Here is a 17,274-nt window from a genome sequence, read left to right on the forward strand (position 1 = left end):
GAGTCAGAAAAAATGAAGCAAGAAAATTTGAGTCAGCTGATAGAACAGATGACATTAGAAGAAAAAGTTGATCAATTACTCCAACTGTCGGCTGATTTTTATACAAAAGCGGCAGAGGAGCAGACAGGACCAATCAGCGAACTGGGATTGACCGATGAAAATATCCAAAACGCTGGTTCGATCCTTGGTCTTGCCGGTGCCAAAGAAGCGATCCAAGTTCAGAAAGAATATCTGGAAAAAAATCGGTTAGGCATCCCAACTTTAATGATGGCTGATATCGTTCATGGCTTTCAAACGATTTTTCCGATTCCATTAGCACTAGGAAGCAGCTGGGACTTGGAAGCAGCTGAAAAAATGGCCGAGATCTCAGCGAAAGAAGCTGCTGTATCAGGAGTACATGTTACTTTTTCACCGATGGTCGATCTTGTCAGAGATCCTCGTTGGGGAAGAGTCATGGAATCGACTGGGGAAGACCCTTACTTGAACAGCCGTTTTGCAGAAGCTTTTGTTAAAGGCTATCAAGGAACGGATTTGAAAAATGACTTTTTTAGAGTCGCCGCTTGTGTGAAGCACTTTGCCGCTTATGGTGCTGCTTTGGCTGGTCGCGATTACAATACAGTGGATATGTCAGAAAGAACATTAAGGGAAAGTTATTTGCCAAGCTATCAAGCCGCGTTGGAGGCTGGAGCGAAGTTAGTGATGACTTCCTTCAATACAGTAGATGGTATACCGGCAACGGGAAATAAAAAGCTGTTTCGTGATATCTTGCGAAAGGAATTCGGCTTTGACGGAGTGGTTATTTCGGACTGGGGAGCGGTCAAAGAATTGATTCCTCACGGTGTTGCGGAAGATGAAAAGGCCGCCGCTAAATTAGCAATCGAAGCCGGCGTTGACATCGAAATGATGACTACTTGCTATTCTCATTTTTTAGCGGAACTGATCAAAGAAAACAGTATTGACGAGCGATTGCTAGATGAAGCTGTATTACGGATTCTTGAACTGAAAAATGAACTGGGATTGTTTGAACACCCTCATCGCGGAGCAAGTGAAGAAAAAGAAGCGGTCATTTTATCAGAAGAGCATCGAAAACAAGCTTGCGAAATAGCAAAGAAATCAATCGTGCTATTGAAAAATGAAGCGATCTTACCTTTGAAGAAAGAAGAAAAAATAGCAATTATCGGTCCGGCAGCTGCTTCTCAGGATGTTTTAGGTGCATGGTCTTGGCAAGGAAAAATGGCTGATGCAATCTCATTAGTTACTGGGGCAAAAAAACAAGGAGATAATTTGTTATATGGATCAGAGTCCTTCGATTATTTCCATCCTAGTGATTCAGCGGTAGATGAGGCGATTCTTCTTGCGCAACAAGCTGACAAAGTCGTCTTGGCATTAGGAGAAACAGAATGGATGAGTGGAGAAGCAGCCAGCCGCAGTGATATTACATTACCATCGGCTCAAATCGAGTTGTTCAAAAAAATCAAAACAGTAAATGATCAAATCGTTGTTACTATTTATAGCGGAAGACCTCTTGATTTGCGAGGAATCGATGATGCTAAAGCCATTATAGAAGCATGGTTTCCTGGGACTGAAGCAGGCAATGCACTGGCTGCGATTCTTTGGGGAGAATACAACCCTAGCGGTCGTTTAAGTATGTCATTTCCTGAAAGTGTCGGACAAGTACCGATTTATTATAATTGCGACAGTACTGGCCGTCCGCTTGAAACGACAAACGATGAAAAATATGTCTCAAAATATTTGGATGTGTCGAACTATGCGAAATATCCTTTCGGCTTTGGATTAAGCTATAGTGATTTTCATTATGGCGCGTTGGAGTTAGATAAAGATACATTGACTCCTGACGATTTTCTTACGGTTTCCGTCACTGTGACAAATCACTCCGATATTTCAGGTACTGAAACAGTACAGTTATATGTACGAGATCTTGTAGGGGAAGTTATCCGTCCTGTGAAAGAATTAAAAGGATTCAAACAGATCAATCTAAAAGCCGGTGAGTCAAAAACGGTCCGCTTTACGATTGAGGAAGCTATGCTTCGATACGTACACAGAGATTTTCGTCGTCAAAGTGATCCGGGATCATTTGAAGTGATGGTCGGACCTAACAGCCGTGATTTGCAAAAAGCTGTTTTCAAGCTTATGAATTAAAGAGAGGGTGGGAAATTTCCAATGGAAAAGAAACAGTTTATCCAAAATGGAGTGAAAGCGACCTTTTTATCGACTGGCGATCTTTATGAGATCATTGCTCATGATAATATGGTCAATCAATTGAATGGTAACTTGATCGATGGTAGTTCTAATCAGATTTATTTAAGAATTTTTGATGGTGAGGAAATTTTTTTCACACCTTTGATCGGATCAAATAGTAAGAGTACTGTCTATTTTCAAAAAGAGGGAATCGTTTGGAAGGGCAGCTTTAAAGATGTTGCGTATCAAGTGACTTTTGTTTTGTCTGCTTTAGGCATCTGGTTTTGGACAGTCGAATTGAGTGGTGAAAAAACAGTCGATGTGATTTATGGACAAGATATCGGTAATGGCTTGAAAGGCACTGTCCAATCCAATGAAGCTTATGTTTCGCAGTACATCGATCATAAAGTCAGCAAGACTGACAGCGGATATGTGATAACATCAAGACAAAATCAACCGCAAAACGGCAAATTTCCAGTTGTTGAGCAAGGAAGTTTGTCAAAAACAGTTGGATTTTCTACAGATGGCTATCAATTTTTTGGTAGAGAGTACAAAAAAACTAATATACCTCAAGCTCTCAATAAAGAGAATTTAGATAATAATGTCTATCAATATGAATTTGCCTATGTCGCTTTGCAATCAGAAAAAATCCAGCTGATTGAAGATAAAAAAGAATCAATCATTTTTTATGCCGGTACCAAAGAGAATCAGAAAACAGCAGTGAAAGCGCCGGTTTTAGAGCGTGAGATTCTTGAAGAAGCTTACCAAAGCATTGTTTTTTCAGATTTAAAAGGTGCTGGTGCAACATTTTCTAAAAAAATTGGAGATACAGTTGCTGGTGAACCGTTAACGGATCAAGATATCGAAGAGCTTTTTCCGTCACGGACGTTGATGGAAAAAGGACATGATGGGAAGCTGCTATCCTTTTTCTCAGATAACTATCGCCATGTCGTCCTACAGGAAAAAGAAAGCCAGATGGAACGAGCTCACGGACATATTTTGTTAAGTGGAACAGATCTGTCAGTGGATCAGCCGCCATTAAGTACGACGCTATATATGTACGGGATTTTTAATTCGCAAGTTGTTTTAGGAAATACTTCTATGAACAAATTGCTGAGCAACAGTCGCAACTCTCTGAACACAGTCAAACGTTCTGGTCAGCGAATCTATCTTAAGAAGGAAGATTCGTGGCATTTGCTGACACTTCCTTCAGCATTTGAAATGGGATTGAATGAAGCGACATGGTATTATAAATTGCCAGATGATATGATAAAAATAACGACTTATACTGTTGCGGACGGAAGAGAAGTCCGAACGGTATTCAGTAGTGAAAATAAAAAATATACCATCGCTGTCAGCAATCACGTATTGATGAATGATGAAGAAACTCCTAAAGCCCAATTGGAAAAAAGCAATCGATTGATAACGGTCACTGGTACGGATAATTCCATCATCAAGACACAGTATCCTGAATTGATCTATTATCTCAATGTTGATCAGGATTACCAGCTGACTGATGAGCGCATTTTTGGCATTGATACAGATGAACCTGAACTGCAAATCTTGTTGCTTCCGCCTGTTTCAAACTTCCAGTTGACTATTCAAGGCAGCTTGTCGGGAGCAGATTTCAAAGAAATACACACTGATCAGCAAGAACAGGAACAGCTTTTTACCGCATTCATCGATGACTTACTGAATGGTTTTCAATTAAAACATGAAGCTGTGGAAGTGGAAAGTGTTAATGTTTTAGCTCGCTGGTACGCTCACAATATGCTGGTACATTATCTTTCTCCGCATGGATTGGAGCAATATGGTGGTGCGGCTTGGGGGACTCGAGACGTTTCCCAAGGACCAACGGAATTCTTTTTAGCCGTCAACCGTCCAGATGTTGTTCGCGATATTATTAAAAAAGTGTACGCAAATCAATTCAACGATGATGGTAATTGGCCGCAATGGTTTATGTTCGATCGCTATGAAACAGTAAAGGCAGAAGAAAGTCACGGTGATGTCATCGTTTGGCCAATGAAAATCATAGCGGACTATTTGGAAAAAACAGGGGATTTCGATCTTTTGAAAGAAGAGATTCCTTATACGGATCGTAAAACCTTCAAGAAAACGCCAACGACTTATCCATTGCTCCACCATTTGAAAAAGGAAATAACATATATTGAAGAAAATTTTCTGGAAGATACTTATCTTTCATGCTATGGTGATGGTGACTGGGATGATACGCTGCAACCTTACGATAACAAGCTGAAAAAACATATGGCAAGCAGCTGGACAGTGGCACTGACTTATCAGGTTATCAATAAGCTTAGCCATGTATTGAAAAATGAAGAACAAGAATTTGCGGGACATCTTACTGAGTTGAAGTTGGGAATCAAAGGAGATTTTGAAAAATATATCTTAGCTAACGATGTCATTCCTGGATTTGTTTATATGGAGGAGAAAGATCATCCTGAGTTGATGATTCATCCGACTGATATGAAGACAGGAATCCAATACAGACTCTTGCCGATGAATCGTAGTATGATCGCAGAACTTTTGACGACTGAACAGGTTGAGAAGCATCTAGCAATCATCAAAAAGCATCTGCAATTTCCAGATGGTGTTCGTTTGATGAATCGCCCGGCACATTATGACGGGGGTATCAGCACCAACTTTAAACGAGCAGAGCAAGCGGCTAATTTTGGACGTGAGATTGGTTTACAATATGTCCATGCCCATATCCGTTTCACTGAGGCAATGGCAAAAATCGGTAAGACCGAGGAAACATGGAAAGCACTTCAAACTATTAATCCGATTCAAATCAGTAAACGAGTGCCTAACGCTGAAATCAGACAATCGAATGTTTATTTCAGCAGTTCTGACGGCGACTTCAGTAACAGATATGAAGCAGAAAAAGACTTTGATAAACTCAAAGATGGAAGTGTTGGTGTAAAAGGTGGTTGGCGGATTTATTCTAGCGGACCAGGAATCTACATGAATCAGCTACTGACTAATGTTTTAGGAATTCGTGAAACCAGTGACTATGTGACGTTTGACCCAGTGCTGCCAGAAGAGCTGAATGGCTTAGTTATGGATTATCGTATCTTAGGAAAAGATAGTAAGATTATTTTCCACGGAGACCAATCAGAGAAAAAGGTAATAATCAACGGTACGGCTGTTGCTTATTCTATTGAAGAAAACCCTTATCGACAAGGCGGTTTAGTTGTTAAAATAGATGATGCAATTCGTTTGTTGAAAGAAACAAATACAGTAGAAGTTTTTTATTAGGAGATGTGATCGGGTGGTAGGGATCAAAGATATAGCAAAAGCAGCGGGCGTTTCTATTTCAACTGTTTCTTATGCATTGAATGGCAGCCCTAAAGTAACAGAAGAAACAAGAAAGAAAATAATGACTATTGCAAAAGAACTGAACTATGTTCCCAACATGGCAGCTCGAACACTAAAAAGACAAAAAACCAAAATCATTGGTGTATTCTTGGCGGATTATGGCGGTAGTTTTTACGGTGAATTATTGGAAGGGATAAAACGAGGTCTGGCAGTCTATGATTACGAGATGATCGTTTGCAGCGGACAGAAATCGCATCTTTTTATTCCTGAACGAATGATAGATGGGGCGATCATTCTTGATTGGACATTCAAATCCGAAGAAATTACTAATTTTGCAAAGCGAGGACATTCATTAGTTGTTCTCGACCGTGAAATCCAACATGAAAATATTCGTAAAGTCTTATTAGACAATAAGGGTGGTGCGACACTAGCGATTGAAAAAATAGCTGGTTCAGACAGCAAAAAAGTATTTATGCTAACAGGTCCATCAGGATACGATAGTGAAAAACGTTTGGAAGCCAGCGTCAAAGAATTAGAACGTTTTGGTATAGCATACGATATTCTAAAAGGCGATTTCACTGAATCTTCAGGATATCAAGCTGCCGAAGAAATTCTTCAAAAGAATCCTGAATTGCCAATTGATATTTTTTCTTTTAATGATGAAATGGCAGTAGGGCTGTATAAGTATTTTCAAAAAACAGATTTATCTATTGGCAAAGATGTCCGAATCATTGGTTTTGATAATATTGAGATTGGACAATTTTTACAACCTAAGTTAGCTACGATTTCTTACTCCAAACATCGATGGGGAATGGTAGCTGCCGAAAAGATTATCCAGTTGATCAACAATGAAGAAATAGAGGATGAACAGATCTATACGACGTTCATTGCTGGAAATTCATTTCCATAAAAATAAGTAGATACCCAACAAAAAAAGCATTTTCCAATCCGGTGTCATCCTCGGTTATGGGAAATGCTTTTTTATTGTTGCAAGTATCAGTCTTTGACGATTTGTATCGCTTGTTCTTTTGGTTCGGGAGAATAAGTTTTTACGATACTGGTTGTCTTTTTGAATTCAGAAAAATCTGTTTTAAAAGCTTCTTTTTTATTAGATAAATGATAATAGATGATCTCTGGCGGTACACGGAAACGAGCAGGAATAGACGAGGTGCCGATCCCAGTACTTACCGATAAAAGGGTATTTTTAGTTGGTAGGTAAAGATTTTCGATATAACGTTTGGCGCCAGTAACTTTTGCTTGATAAAAAGGCGGGAGGATCTGTCCGCCGTGGCTGTGTCCGGAAAGGATCAAATCATAAAGCTCCAGATTTTGGACTTGATCAATGTAATCAGGTTGATGCAAAAGCATCAAATGCCATTCCGCCAATGTACGTTCATAATTGTACTTTGGATGACCTGAAGAAGCATCATCGATCCCAACGATCGCTAGAGATACTTTTTCATCGGAACCAAAGACGGATTCATTGGTAAGTATAGTAAAACCGGCTTCTTTCAATACTTCCATTACGAAATACTTCCCACCGCTGCGATAATCATGATTGCCGAGAATCGCTATTTTTCCTAACGGGGCTTTTAAATTTGATAATTTTTCAATGAGTTTAGTCGTTTGTTTGACCGGCCAATGCTGATAATCTTCCAGCAAATCTCCGGTAAAAACGATCAAATCAGGTTTGGTTGTGAGGGTCGAACGAATGATTTTATTGATACGCCGCGGTTTGAACCAGCGGGAAAAGTGCAGATCACTAAGATGTGCGATGACGACATCTGATTCCAATGAAAACAAATCGTCAGCTTTGGAAATATCCAAGACACGTTTTTTATTTTTCCGAATAAGATAGTGCTTGACTTTCAAACGGCGCGGTTCAATGATGAACGCATAAAAAACGATCCCTAAAATCAACGCTAAAATCCCTAAAAGAATCAGCATGTATGGGTCTCCTTTATTGATTTGCTAAAGTATAGAATAGAGGATAACAGCAAAAAAAGCAATCGGACTTCTATTGAAATTTTTATCTGAAATACTTGAAAAAAACAGAGAATCATTTCTTTTTATGGTCATCTGTGGGCAGGCTTTTTGTGAAATAACAGGAATGAAAAAAAGATGAAATTTTTCTTTACGAAAAATCTCATCTAAACAATTAGTATTTCCAACGTTTCTTAAAAGGAACACTTTTTTTCTTTTTGGAAGGGACGAAAAACATCAGGCAATCATAAGGAACTATTAGTAAAGACCATGCTACCGAGCGGCCGTTGCCGTAATACTTGTACAGCCAAACCAATAAATAGTGGCTCCCGATGATGCCGACGCCGGTCAGTAAAGCCATTACCCAAAAGGAATCCCATGTTGTAAAGTGTTTGAATGCAGTTATCCCTAGCGGATACAGATAAAAAAAGCTGGCTGTCAGACCGAAACGCCAATTCCGAGTGATCTGCTTGATAGAGATCAAAAAGAACAGCGCTGATAAAATGATCCCTAAAGGCGGAAAAAGTCCCACTAAAAAGGAATAGATCGCACCATAGATCAGCATTGCCGGGCCTTTGATTATGGCCGCTAGACCCATCAATAAAAATAGAAGTAAAAGCTGTTGAGGAAATGAAGCGATAACCAACAGACCAAAAATACCTAATAATAACCAGTGCAGGCGAGATATATCAGATGATGTGGCATTACCATTAGCATGCTGCTGTTTTCGCAGCCAATCCGCCGCTTGGGGAAATTCCCGCTCAAAATGGTTCATATACGAGCCTCCTTCATTGTACAATCAATAGTATACGCTCTGTTACGTTGAGAAACATCCAACTTTAGACGGATATTTTTTGTTCATTGGCATGCTCAATTAAAAGCAATAGTATCTCCAGTTTTTTCCTATTAGTATTTTGTTGAGAGAGGTCATGAAATTCTATTGCAATCTTAAGGTAAAATTATTGGAGTCACGTATAATGTACGAGTGTGCCGTATGTTTATTTTTTTCAAAATATGCTAAAGTTAAGAAAAAGGAGGAGTCGAGATGATTTTTGATTCTCATACTCATTTGAATGCAGAACAATTTAATGATGATATTCCTGAAACGATCGCCCGTGCCAAAGAACTAGGTGTAACAGAAATGGCGGTAGTTGGATTTGACACACCGACGATCGAAAAAAGTTTGCAGCTCAGCAAGACCTATGATGATATTTACAGTATCATTGGCTGGCATCCCACTGAAGCTGGCAGCTATACGAAAGAAATCGAAGAAAAATTACAACAACAGCTGACGTTACCAAAAGTGGTGGCGTTAGGGGAGATCGGACTGGATTATTATTGGATGGAAGATCCAAAAGAAGTCCAAGCTAAAGTTTTCCGTCGTCAGATCGCGATCGCCAAAGAAATGAATCTGCCTATCAGCATCCATATGCGAGACGCGATCGAAGATACTTATCAAATTTTAAAGGAAGAAGATGTCCGGGATATCGGCGGGATCATGCACAGTTACAGCGGTGACTGGGAATGGGCACAGCGCTTTTTGGATCTAGGGATGCATATTTCCTTCAGTGGTGTCGTGACCTTTAAAAAAGCTGCTGATGTTCAAGATGTTGCGACTCATGTACCGTTGGATAAATTATTAGTAGAAACAGACGCACCATATCTAGCACCGGTCCCTTATCGCGGCAAACGCAATGAGCCTGGCTATACCCGCTATGTCGTAGAAAAAATTGCCGACTTGCGGCAACTGCCGTTTGAAACGATCGCGGAACAAACGCGAGAAAACGCCCATCGGCTCTTTAGGATCGAACAATGAGCAAATTGAAGATTGAAGAAATCATCGTCGTTGAAGGCAAAGATGACACCCGCAGAATCCAAGAAGTTGTTGAGGCCGATACGATCGAAACGATCGGTTCAGCGATCAATGAAGATATCTTGGAACAAATCGAATTAGCGCAGGAAACAAGAGGTGTGATCGTTTTTACTGATCCCGATTTTTCAGGAGAAAAGATCCGAAAGAAAATCATGGAATATGTTCCTGACGCGAAACACGCCTTTCTGCCGCGAAAACAAGCGGCTCCCCAAAAAAGAGGCTCAAGCTTAGGGGTAGAACATGCGAGCGATGAAGCAATCCTGCAAGCATTAGCGAAAGTCGTAACACCGGTAAGAGAAGATACCCCGAAAATCAGTAGACAACTGCTGATGGAATATGGTTTAATAGCGGGAGCCAACGCCAAAACTAAGCGGGAAAAGCTGGGAGACGAATTGCGGATCGGCTACACCAACAGCAAGCAATTAGAAAAGCGCTTGGCGATGTTCCGCATTACAGAAGAAGAATTCATCGCAGCGATGGAAAAAATCGAGCTGCCGCTGTCCGAATCTCTTCACTATGACAGTGTTCAAAAAGAAAGGTAGGAAGAATCTTTGTGAAAGATACTCGAGATATTGCGACTCCTTCAAAAACCAAAGAGATTTTAGCCAAGCATGGCTTTACATTCAAAAAAAGTTTAGGACAAAACTTTTTGACTGAACCGAATATTTTACGAAAAATCGTGGAAACTGCTGAAATCGATCAAGACACCAATGTGATCGAGGTGGGACCGGGGATCGGTGCTTTGACAGAACAGTTGGCGCAGCACGCGGCCGAAGTATTAGCCTTTGAGATCGATGACCGCCTGATCCCGGTCTTGCAAGATACTTTGCAAGATTATTCCAATATTGAAATCGTCCATCAAGATGTCTTAAAGGCGGACTTGAAGAAAACCGTTGCGCAGCATTTTAAGCAAGAACGCCCGTTGAAAGTCGTAGCGAACTTGCCTTATTACATTACGACTCCGATCATGATGCACTTTTTAGAATCTGATCTGCCGGTAGCGGAAATGGTAGTCATGATGCAAAAAGAAGTCGCTGACCGGATCTCCGCAAAACCAGGGACCAAAGCGTATGGTTCATTGTCCATTGCGGTCCAATATTTTATGGAAGCAAAATTAGCCTTTATCGTACCGAAGACGGTCTTTGTTCCTCAACCGAATGTCGATTCGGCGATTTTGAAGCTGACTCGGCGTGAAGTTCCTGCTGTTACGGTTTCAAATGAAAAAGAATTTTTCAAATTGACCCGAGCGGCTTTTCAATTGCGCCGGAAAACATTATGGAACAATCTGCTCCACAGTTATGGCAAAGATGAAGCGACGCGTCAATGGCTGAATGACAGCTTGAAAGAAGCAGAAATCGATCCAAAACGCCGTGGAGAAACGCTGTCATTAGAGGAATTCGCCCGTTTAAGCAACGCGATGGAAAACTATCGGGTTGCGGGTGAATAAGCTCCTGAGAGCAGTTGAAGTATGAATGTAGCAAAATATCCCAACGTTTGCGAGTTTGCCAATTATGGCAGGTTCTTATTGCATATCACAATAAGGCTTGTTCGCTGACGAGGGGATATTTTTTGTCTATTTTTGTAACTTTTCAAGCCTCATGTTACTCTATAATCAAACGGATAGAAAGAGGAATCATGATGCGTATTGTTATTGTTGGAGCTTCATTTGCCGGGATCCATACGGCGTTTCAAATCAGAAGAAAAGATCCGCAGGCGGAGATTCTTCTAATTGAAAAAGACGAAGTGGGTTTCATACCAGGAAGTGTGAGTCTGCTGCTGCAAGAAAAAGCAACATCATTGACAGAAGTGAATTGGATCGACCCCAAACAATTAGAAGAAAACGATATCCGCTTGATCTGCGGCTTTTGTACCGGTATGACAGGAGAACAGGAAATAAAATTAGCCGACGGGCAAACGATCACTTTTGACAAGTTAGTGGTCGCTACCGGGTCGGGACAGTCTTCTCGTTATCTCAAAGAAAAACCCACACAGGTTTATTCTATCAAATCAAGAAAAGACGCGGATGAATTGCTGAAGGCTCTGCCCCAGTTGCAAAAAATCGCGATCATTGGTGCCGGTCAAGTAGGTCTTGAATTGGCAGAAGGATTAGTTTTAAAACAAAAAGAAGTTCATCTTTTTGAAAGCCAGCCGTCGATTTTATATCGTTATTTAGATGAAGAGATGAGTTTACCGATAGTTGAAACAATGCAAAAACGTGGAGTCCATTTACATCTGAATACGATGATCACTGGGATAACAGAAGAGAAAAATGTCATCTTACACCAGGCTGATGGAGGAGCACACGAGTTTGACGCATTGATTTTGGCTAACAGTACGCGACCGGATAATCATATCTGGCAAGATACTTTGCGTTTGAATGATGATGATACCATCTGGGTGGATGAGCATTTGGAGACATCGGTCAAAGATGTTTATGCAGTGGGTGATGCTATTCAAGTCAGCTTCAAACCAACTGGCGAAAAAATGTATGTCTCATTAGTCAACAATGCGATGAGAACAGCGGAGATCGTCGCGGAAAACATTTTAGGAAATACCACAAAAGATAAAGGGACCCTCCGAACCATCGGCAATCAGATTTTTGGGTATTATATCGGTAGTACTGGTCTGACAGAAACTGAAGGAATCTTTTATCCTGGAAGTTTCTACACAGTGGTTGTAGAAGCACCGCTGACTGCGATCCGTCCTTCTGTAAAACTAAAGGCCAAGTTGCTGTTTGATCAGGATACAGATCAGATCATCGGTGCGCAATTACTATCACAGGGCTCTGTGTTTGATTGGCTCAATGGCTGTTCGCAAGCAATCACTGGTAAGTTGACGAGAACACAGTTATCCACTCAGGAACTCTTTTTCCATCCAGAATTCCGATTCCCGGAAACGATCTTTACAAAGTTAGGCGAGCAATTATGAAAATAGAACAATTACTTGAAAAACGTGAACAGATTCAGCTAGAGATTTTAAAGCAGTTAATACTGAACAATGGCCGCTTGTCTATTACTGGGTTGTGCAACCATGTAGAATTGGCGAGACCATCTTTCAATCAATATATCGGTGAGCTGAACGAGCAGGCAAAATCGTTAGAAAAAAATTTACGAGTGTTCATTGAAGGGGAAGAATTGGTACTGGAAATGGCGGCAGACCTTAACCTTTTCGAGATCATTAGTACTTTCTTGCAAGAAAGTCTGAAATTCCAATTATTGGAATTTTTGCTGGTCCATCGTAAGTTTTCCATCGTGCAGTTAGCGAATCAATTTGCTACCAGTGAATCTTCTATTTTTCGCAAGATCAAAGAATTGAATACTTCATTGAAAGAGTTTGATCTGCAAATCAAAAACGGTCGCTTTCAAGGAGAAGAACTGCAGGTACGTTACTTTTATTACCAGTTATACTCATTTTTCGCTGATCGGCAATTACCGGATTACTTGAAGATCACTACTGAAACAGAAGGCTTCATCAGAGCATTGGAACGAGTTATCCAAACGAAAGTCACAAAAGCAGGTAAGAAAAAGATCGCCTGCTGGTTGGGAATCACGAAAAAAAGGTTGTTAGCAGAAAAAACAAAATATTCTCGGACGAAAATAATCTATATGTCTTTCAAAGACGATCCGCTTTACAAAAAAGCGGCGCATTTGATCACTTTTTATTTCAGCCGTACATCAGTAGAGACGAATCAATATGAGCCGCTGATGTTTTACAGTTTCTTAGTTTCTTTTTCCGTTTTAAATGAAGAAACCTTCTATCACTATGATTTAACTCGCAGTAAAAAATTGCCGCCAGCCCTGCTGGATGTCTACATTCGTGAAACGATGCTGCTGCATTATCGCCCGCGCCGCTTGTCGATCGAAGAAGAAAAGTCTGTCGGTTATCAATTAGCGCTGATCGATAATAAACTGTACTTTTATCAGGGCAAAATCGAATTTTATGATCGTCAGCAACTATTGGAACAACAAAAGAAATTGTTGAGCCCAACGTTATATATCCTGGCAAAAGAATTGCAGCATATTGGTTTGCGGCAGTTGGGAGAAGTGTATGCTCCTGAAAATACCTTGCATGACTATTTGCTGATAAATTACATGAGTATCTTAGCAATGATCGATTTTTATATCGCAAAAACAGTATCTGTCGGTATTGATTTACGCAGTCTGCCAGTGTATCGGATTCCTTTTCAACAGTTTTTATTGACTGAGCTACAAGGAATCAGTGGTGTTCACGTAGAAATATACCAAGAAGAAAGGCCCTATGATCTGATCATCCGTGCGGCAAACAGCGCAGATGAAACGGATGAGAAGATGTATTATTTATCAGAATTCGAAACTGAGTATGATGTTCGAGAACTTAGAAAAATCATCGAAAAAATGAAAAAAGAAAAAAATTAAAACGGATAAGAAGCTTGTTCTTATCCGTTTTAATTGAAAAACTGTCAAAAATGACAGCTCTTACAAAACTTTTTGACGGTTCTTTGTCGAAAAAAATAGTACAATGGAATTATAAAAAGAAAGCGATTACTTAAGGAGGCAAATGGAATGAAAGAAAGTAAGTTTATTATGGCCATCGATCAGGGGACGACCAGCTCGCGTGCGATTATCTTTGATAAAAAAGGACAGCACGTTGGCAGTTCTCAAAAAGAATTCACTCAGTATTTTCCGCAAGACGGGTGGGTGGAACATGATGCCAACGAAATTTGGAATTCCGTGCAATCAGTGATAGCCGGAGCGTTTATCGAATCAGGGATCAAACCTGATCAGATTGAAGGGATCGGGATCACCAACCAACGTGAAACAACCATCGTCTGGGAGAAAGATACTGGACGGCCAATTTATCATGCAGTGGTTTGGCAATCAAGACAATCGGCTGCGATCGCGGATCAATTGAAAGAAGACGGTTATGAAGAATTCTTTCATACCAAGACCGGTTTAGTGATCGATGCTTATTTTTCTGCCACGAAGATTCGTTGGATCTTGGATCATGTAGAAGGTGCACAAGAACGGGCAGAAAAAGGCGAATTGCTTTTCGGGACGATCGATACGTGGTTAGTTTGGAAATTGACAGACGGCCAAGCCCACGTGACAGATTATTCCAATGCCAGTCGGACGATGCTCTTTAATATCAACGAACTGGATTGGGACGACGAGATCTTGAAATTATTGAATATTCCTCGGGCGATGTTGCCGAAAGTCGCTTCAAACTCGGAAGTTTACGGCTACACTCAAGGCTATCATTTCTATGGCAGCGAAGTACCGATCTCTGGAATGGCAGGAGACCAGCAAGCAGCTTTATTCGGTCAAATGGCCTTTGAACCAGGTATGGTAAAAAATACGTATGGTACCGGTTCATTTATCGTCATGAATACAGGTGAAAAACCACAGATCTCTAAAAACAACCTATTGACCACCATTGGGTATGGAATCAACGGCAAAATCTATTACGCGTTGGAAGGCTCGATCTTTGTAGCCGGCTCTTCTATTCAATGGTTGCGAGACGGTTTGCAGATGTTGGAAAAATCCAGTGATTCTGAAGATGCGGCTCGCCGTTCTACAAATGATGATGAAGTTTACGTGGTACCGGCTTTCGTAGGTCTGGGTGCACCATATTGGGATCAAAAAGCAAGAGGTGCAATGTTTGGTCTGACACGCGGCACCACAAAAGAAGATATCATCAAAGCTACCTTGCAATCCATCGCTTATCAAGTAAGAGATATCGTTGATACGATGCAAGATGATACCGGTATTAAGATTCCTGTTTTGAAAGTTGATGGCGGTGCGGCAAACAATGAATACCTGATGCAATTCCAATCAGATATCTTGAATGTACCGATCCAACGAGCAGAGAATCTAGAAACGACCGCATTAGGCGCAGCCTTTTTAGCAGGCTTAGCAGTCGGCTATTGGAAAGATACTGATGAAATCAGAGAATTCTATGAAGCCGGCAAGATGTTTGAAGCGAAAATGGAAGACGAACAACGAGAAAAACTGTATAACGGCTGGAAAAAAGCGGTCAAAGCGACACAAATGTTTGAATAAGGGGAGAGCATAATGGCATTTTCAAAACAAACACGTCAAGAAATGATTCAAAATCTACAAAAGGATCTGGATCTATTGATCATCGGCGGCGGGATCACCGGCGCTGGGGTAGCAGTCCAAGCCGCAGCTTCAGGAATAAAAACCGGTTTGATCGAAATGCAGGATTTTGCTGAAGGAACATCTTCACGCTCTACGAAATTAGTCCATGGCGGGATCCGATATCTCAAAACCTTTGATGTCGAAGTAGTAGCGGATACTGTTGGCGAACGGGCAGTGGTTCAACAAATCGCTCCGCATATCCCTAAACCGGATCCGATGCTGCTGCCGATCTATAACGATGAAGGACCGACTACCTTTACGATGTTTTCCGTTAAGGTTGCCATGGATCTTTATGACCAACTGGCAAAAGTAAAAGGAACAAAATTCGAAAATTACACCCTGACGCCTGAAGAAGTTATCGCCCGCGAACCTCATATCAAAAAAGAAGGTTTGCAAGGAGCCGGTGTTTATCTGGATTTTCGCAATAACGATGCGAGACTGGTGATCGATAATATCAAAAAAGCAGTAGCAGACGGCGCCAGTGCTGTCAGCAAAATAAAAGCAGTCGGCTTCTTATACGAAGGGGATAAAATCGTTGGTGTAAAAGCCCGCGACTTATTGACTGGCGAAACCATCGAGATCAAAGCAAAATTAGTGATCAATACCAGCGGTCCATGGGTGGATAAAGTTCGTAATTTGAATTTCAAACGGGCTGTAGTTCCTAAAATGCGCCCTACAAAAGGGATCCATCTGGTAGTAGACGCGAAAAAATTATCTGTACCGCAACCAACATATTTTGATACTGGCAAACACGATGGCCGGATGGTCTTCGCAATCCCAAGAGAAAACAAAACGTACTTTGGCACAACGGATACAGATTTCCAAGGAGATTTTACTGATCCAAAAGTGACTCAAGAAGATGTCGATTACTTATTAGAAGTCATCAACCATCGTTATCCAGATGCCCACATCACATTAGATGACATTGAAGCCAGCTGGGCTGGTTTGCGTCCACTGTTGGTAGGAAACGCCGGTTCAGATTACAACGGCGGCGATAATGGGACGATCTCTGATGAAAGCTTCAAAAAAGTCATTGAAACAGTCAGTGAATACAAAGAAAACAAAGTATCTCGTGAACAAGTAGAAGATGTACTGAACCATTTGGAAACCAGTCGCGGAGAAAAAGAACTTTCTCCTTCACAAGTTTCCCGAGGAAGCTCATTGGTCCGTGAAGAAGACGGCTTGATCACACTTTCTGGCGGGAAAATCACCGACTATCGCAAGATGGCAGAAGGCGCATTGAAATTGATCCGTCAATTGCTAGCAGACGAATACCAAATGACAGTCAAGGAAATCGATTCTAAAACTTATTCGATTTCCGGTGGTGACTTTGACCCGACAAAAGTCGAAGAAACTGTGGAAAAAAATGCTCAGATCGGGATCGAAGCCGGACTGACAAAAGAAGAAGCTGCGTATATCGCGGACTTTTATGGAACCAATTCATTGAAGATATTCGAATTGGCGAAAACGATCGAAGCTTACCCAGGTTTATCATTGGCTGAATCTGCCCGTTTGCGTTATGGGTTAGAAGAAGAAATGGTTTTGACGCCTGCTGATTACCTTGTCCGCCGCACGAATCATATGTTGTTCGAACGAGACAGTCTGGATCAAATCAAACAGCCGGTACTTGATGCAATCGCTGATTATTTCGACTGGTCAGAAGAAGAAAAAGCGAAACAAGCGAGTGAATTGGAAGAAGTCATTGCAGAATCAGATTTAAAAAATTTAAAAGAGGAGGCACGATGA

The 17,274-nt window shown here is 41.0% G+C and carries 12 protein-coding genes; 10 read left to right on the forward strand and 2 right to left on the reverse strand.

The window, feature by feature from the left end; translation table 11 throughout:
* Positions 1 to 12: 12 nt before the first annotated feature.
* The 3 genes from EFB00_RS08650 to EFB00_RS08660 are packed head-to-tail and all read left to right on the forward strand — an operon-like array spanning position 13 to position 6,445.
* A complete protein-coding gene (locus EFB00_RS08650; RefSeq protein ID WP_122646428.1) occupies positions 13 to 2,160 on the forward strand; it encodes a glycoside hydrolase family 3 N-terminal domain-containing protein in 2,148 nt (715 codons plus the stop codon).
* 21 nt (positions 2,161 to 2,181) lie between these two features.
* The gene (locus EFB00_RS08655; RefSeq protein WP_122646429.1) at positions 2,182 to 5,475 is read left to right on the forward strand and encodes a GH36-type glycosyl hydrolase domain-containing protein; all 3,294 of its coding nucleotides are present in this window, start codon (positions 2,182 to 2,184) and stop codon (positions 5,473 to 5,475) included.
* A gap of 13 nt (positions 5,476 to 5,488) precedes the next feature.
* Positions 5,489 to 6,445 (forward strand): LacI family DNA-binding transcriptional regulator, encoded by a 957-nt coding sequence (locus tag EFB00_RS08660; protein WP_122646430.1) that lies wholly within the window; start codon positions 5,489 to 5,491, stop codon positions 6,443 to 6,445.
* A gap of 86 nt (positions 6,446 to 6,531) precedes the next feature.
* Here EFB00_RS08660 and EFB00_RS08665 read toward each other — a convergent pair whose 3' ends face one another.
* The gene (locus tag EFB00_RS08665; RefSeq protein WP_122646431.1) at positions 6,532 to 7,482 is read right to left on the reverse strand and encodes a metallophosphoesterase; all 951 of its coding nucleotides are present in this window, start codon (positions 7,480 to 7,482) and stop codon (positions 6,532 to 6,534) included.
* A gap of 211 nt (positions 7,483 to 7,693) precedes the next feature.
* The gene (locus EFB00_RS08670; RefSeq protein WP_122646432.1) at positions 7,694 to 8,293 is read right to left on the reverse strand and encodes a hypothetical protein; all 600 of its coding nucleotides are present in this window, start codon (positions 8,291 to 8,293) and stop codon (positions 7,694 to 7,696) included.
* A 270-nt stretch (positions 8,294 to 8,563) separates the two neighbouring features.
* On the opposite strand from EFB00_RS08670, the gene EFB00_RS08675 reads away from it, so the two are divergent.
* From EFB00_RS08675 to glpO, 7 genes are all read left to right on the forward strand, one after another.
* Entirely contained in the window at positions 8,564 to 9,334 is a 771-nt protein-coding gene (locus EFB00_RS08675; protein WP_122646433.1) for a TatD family hydrolase, read from the forward strand.
* Positions 9,331 to 9,933 carry a ribonuclease M5 gene (gene rnmV, locus EFB00_RS08680; RefSeq protein WP_122646434.1) on the forward strand — a complete coding sequence of 201 codons (603 nt, stop codon included), beginning with the start codon at positions 9,331 to 9,333 and terminating at the stop codon, positions 9,931 to 9,933. Before EFB00_RS08675 ends, rnmV begins: the two co-directional genes overlap by 4 nt.
* An 11-nt stretch (positions 9,934 to 9,944) precedes the next feature.
* Positions 9,945 to 10,838 carry a 16S rRNA (adenine(1518)-N(6)/adenine(1519)-N(6))-dimethyltransferase RsmA gene (gene rsmA, locus EFB00_RS08685; protein WP_122646435.1) on the forward strand — a complete coding sequence of 298 codons (894 nt, stop codon included), beginning with the start codon at positions 9,945 to 9,947 and terminating at the stop codon, positions 10,836 to 10,838.
* Between the two features lie 191 nt (positions 10,839 to 11,029).
* Positions 11,030 to 12,319: an FAD-dependent oxidoreductase gene (locus tag EFB00_RS08690; RefSeq protein ID WP_164709452.1), complete on the forward strand. Its 1,290-nt coding sequence runs from the start codon at positions 11,030 to 11,032 to the stop codon at positions 12,317 to 12,319.
* Positions 12,316 to 13,785: an AcpB/EbpR/MafR family transcriptional regulator gene (locus EFB00_RS08695; RefSeq protein WP_122646437.1), complete on the forward strand. Its 1,470-nt coding sequence runs from the start codon at positions 12,316 to 12,318 to the stop codon at positions 13,783 to 13,785. Before EFB00_RS08690 ends, EFB00_RS08695 begins: the two co-directional genes overlap by 4 nt.
* 147 nt (positions 13,786 to 13,932) lie before the next feature.
* Entirely contained in the window at positions 13,933 to 15,429 is a 1,497-nt protein-coding gene (glpK, locus tag EFB00_RS08700; protein WP_122646438.1) for a glycerol kinase GlpK, read from the forward strand.
* A gap of 12 nt (positions 15,430 to 15,441) precedes the next feature.
* Complete coding sequence (glpO, locus tag EFB00_RS08705) at positions 15,442 to 17,274, forward strand: type 1 glycerol-3-phosphate oxidase (RefSeq protein ID WP_122646439.1); 1,833 nt, start codon at positions 15,442 to 15,444, stop codon at positions 17,272 to 17,274.

The organism is Enterococcus mediterraneensis (assembly GCF_900604485.1).
In the GTDB taxonomy this organism is placed as follows: Bacteria; Bacillota; Bacilli; order Lactobacillales; family Enterococcaceae; genus Enterococcus_C; species Enterococcus_C mediterraneensis.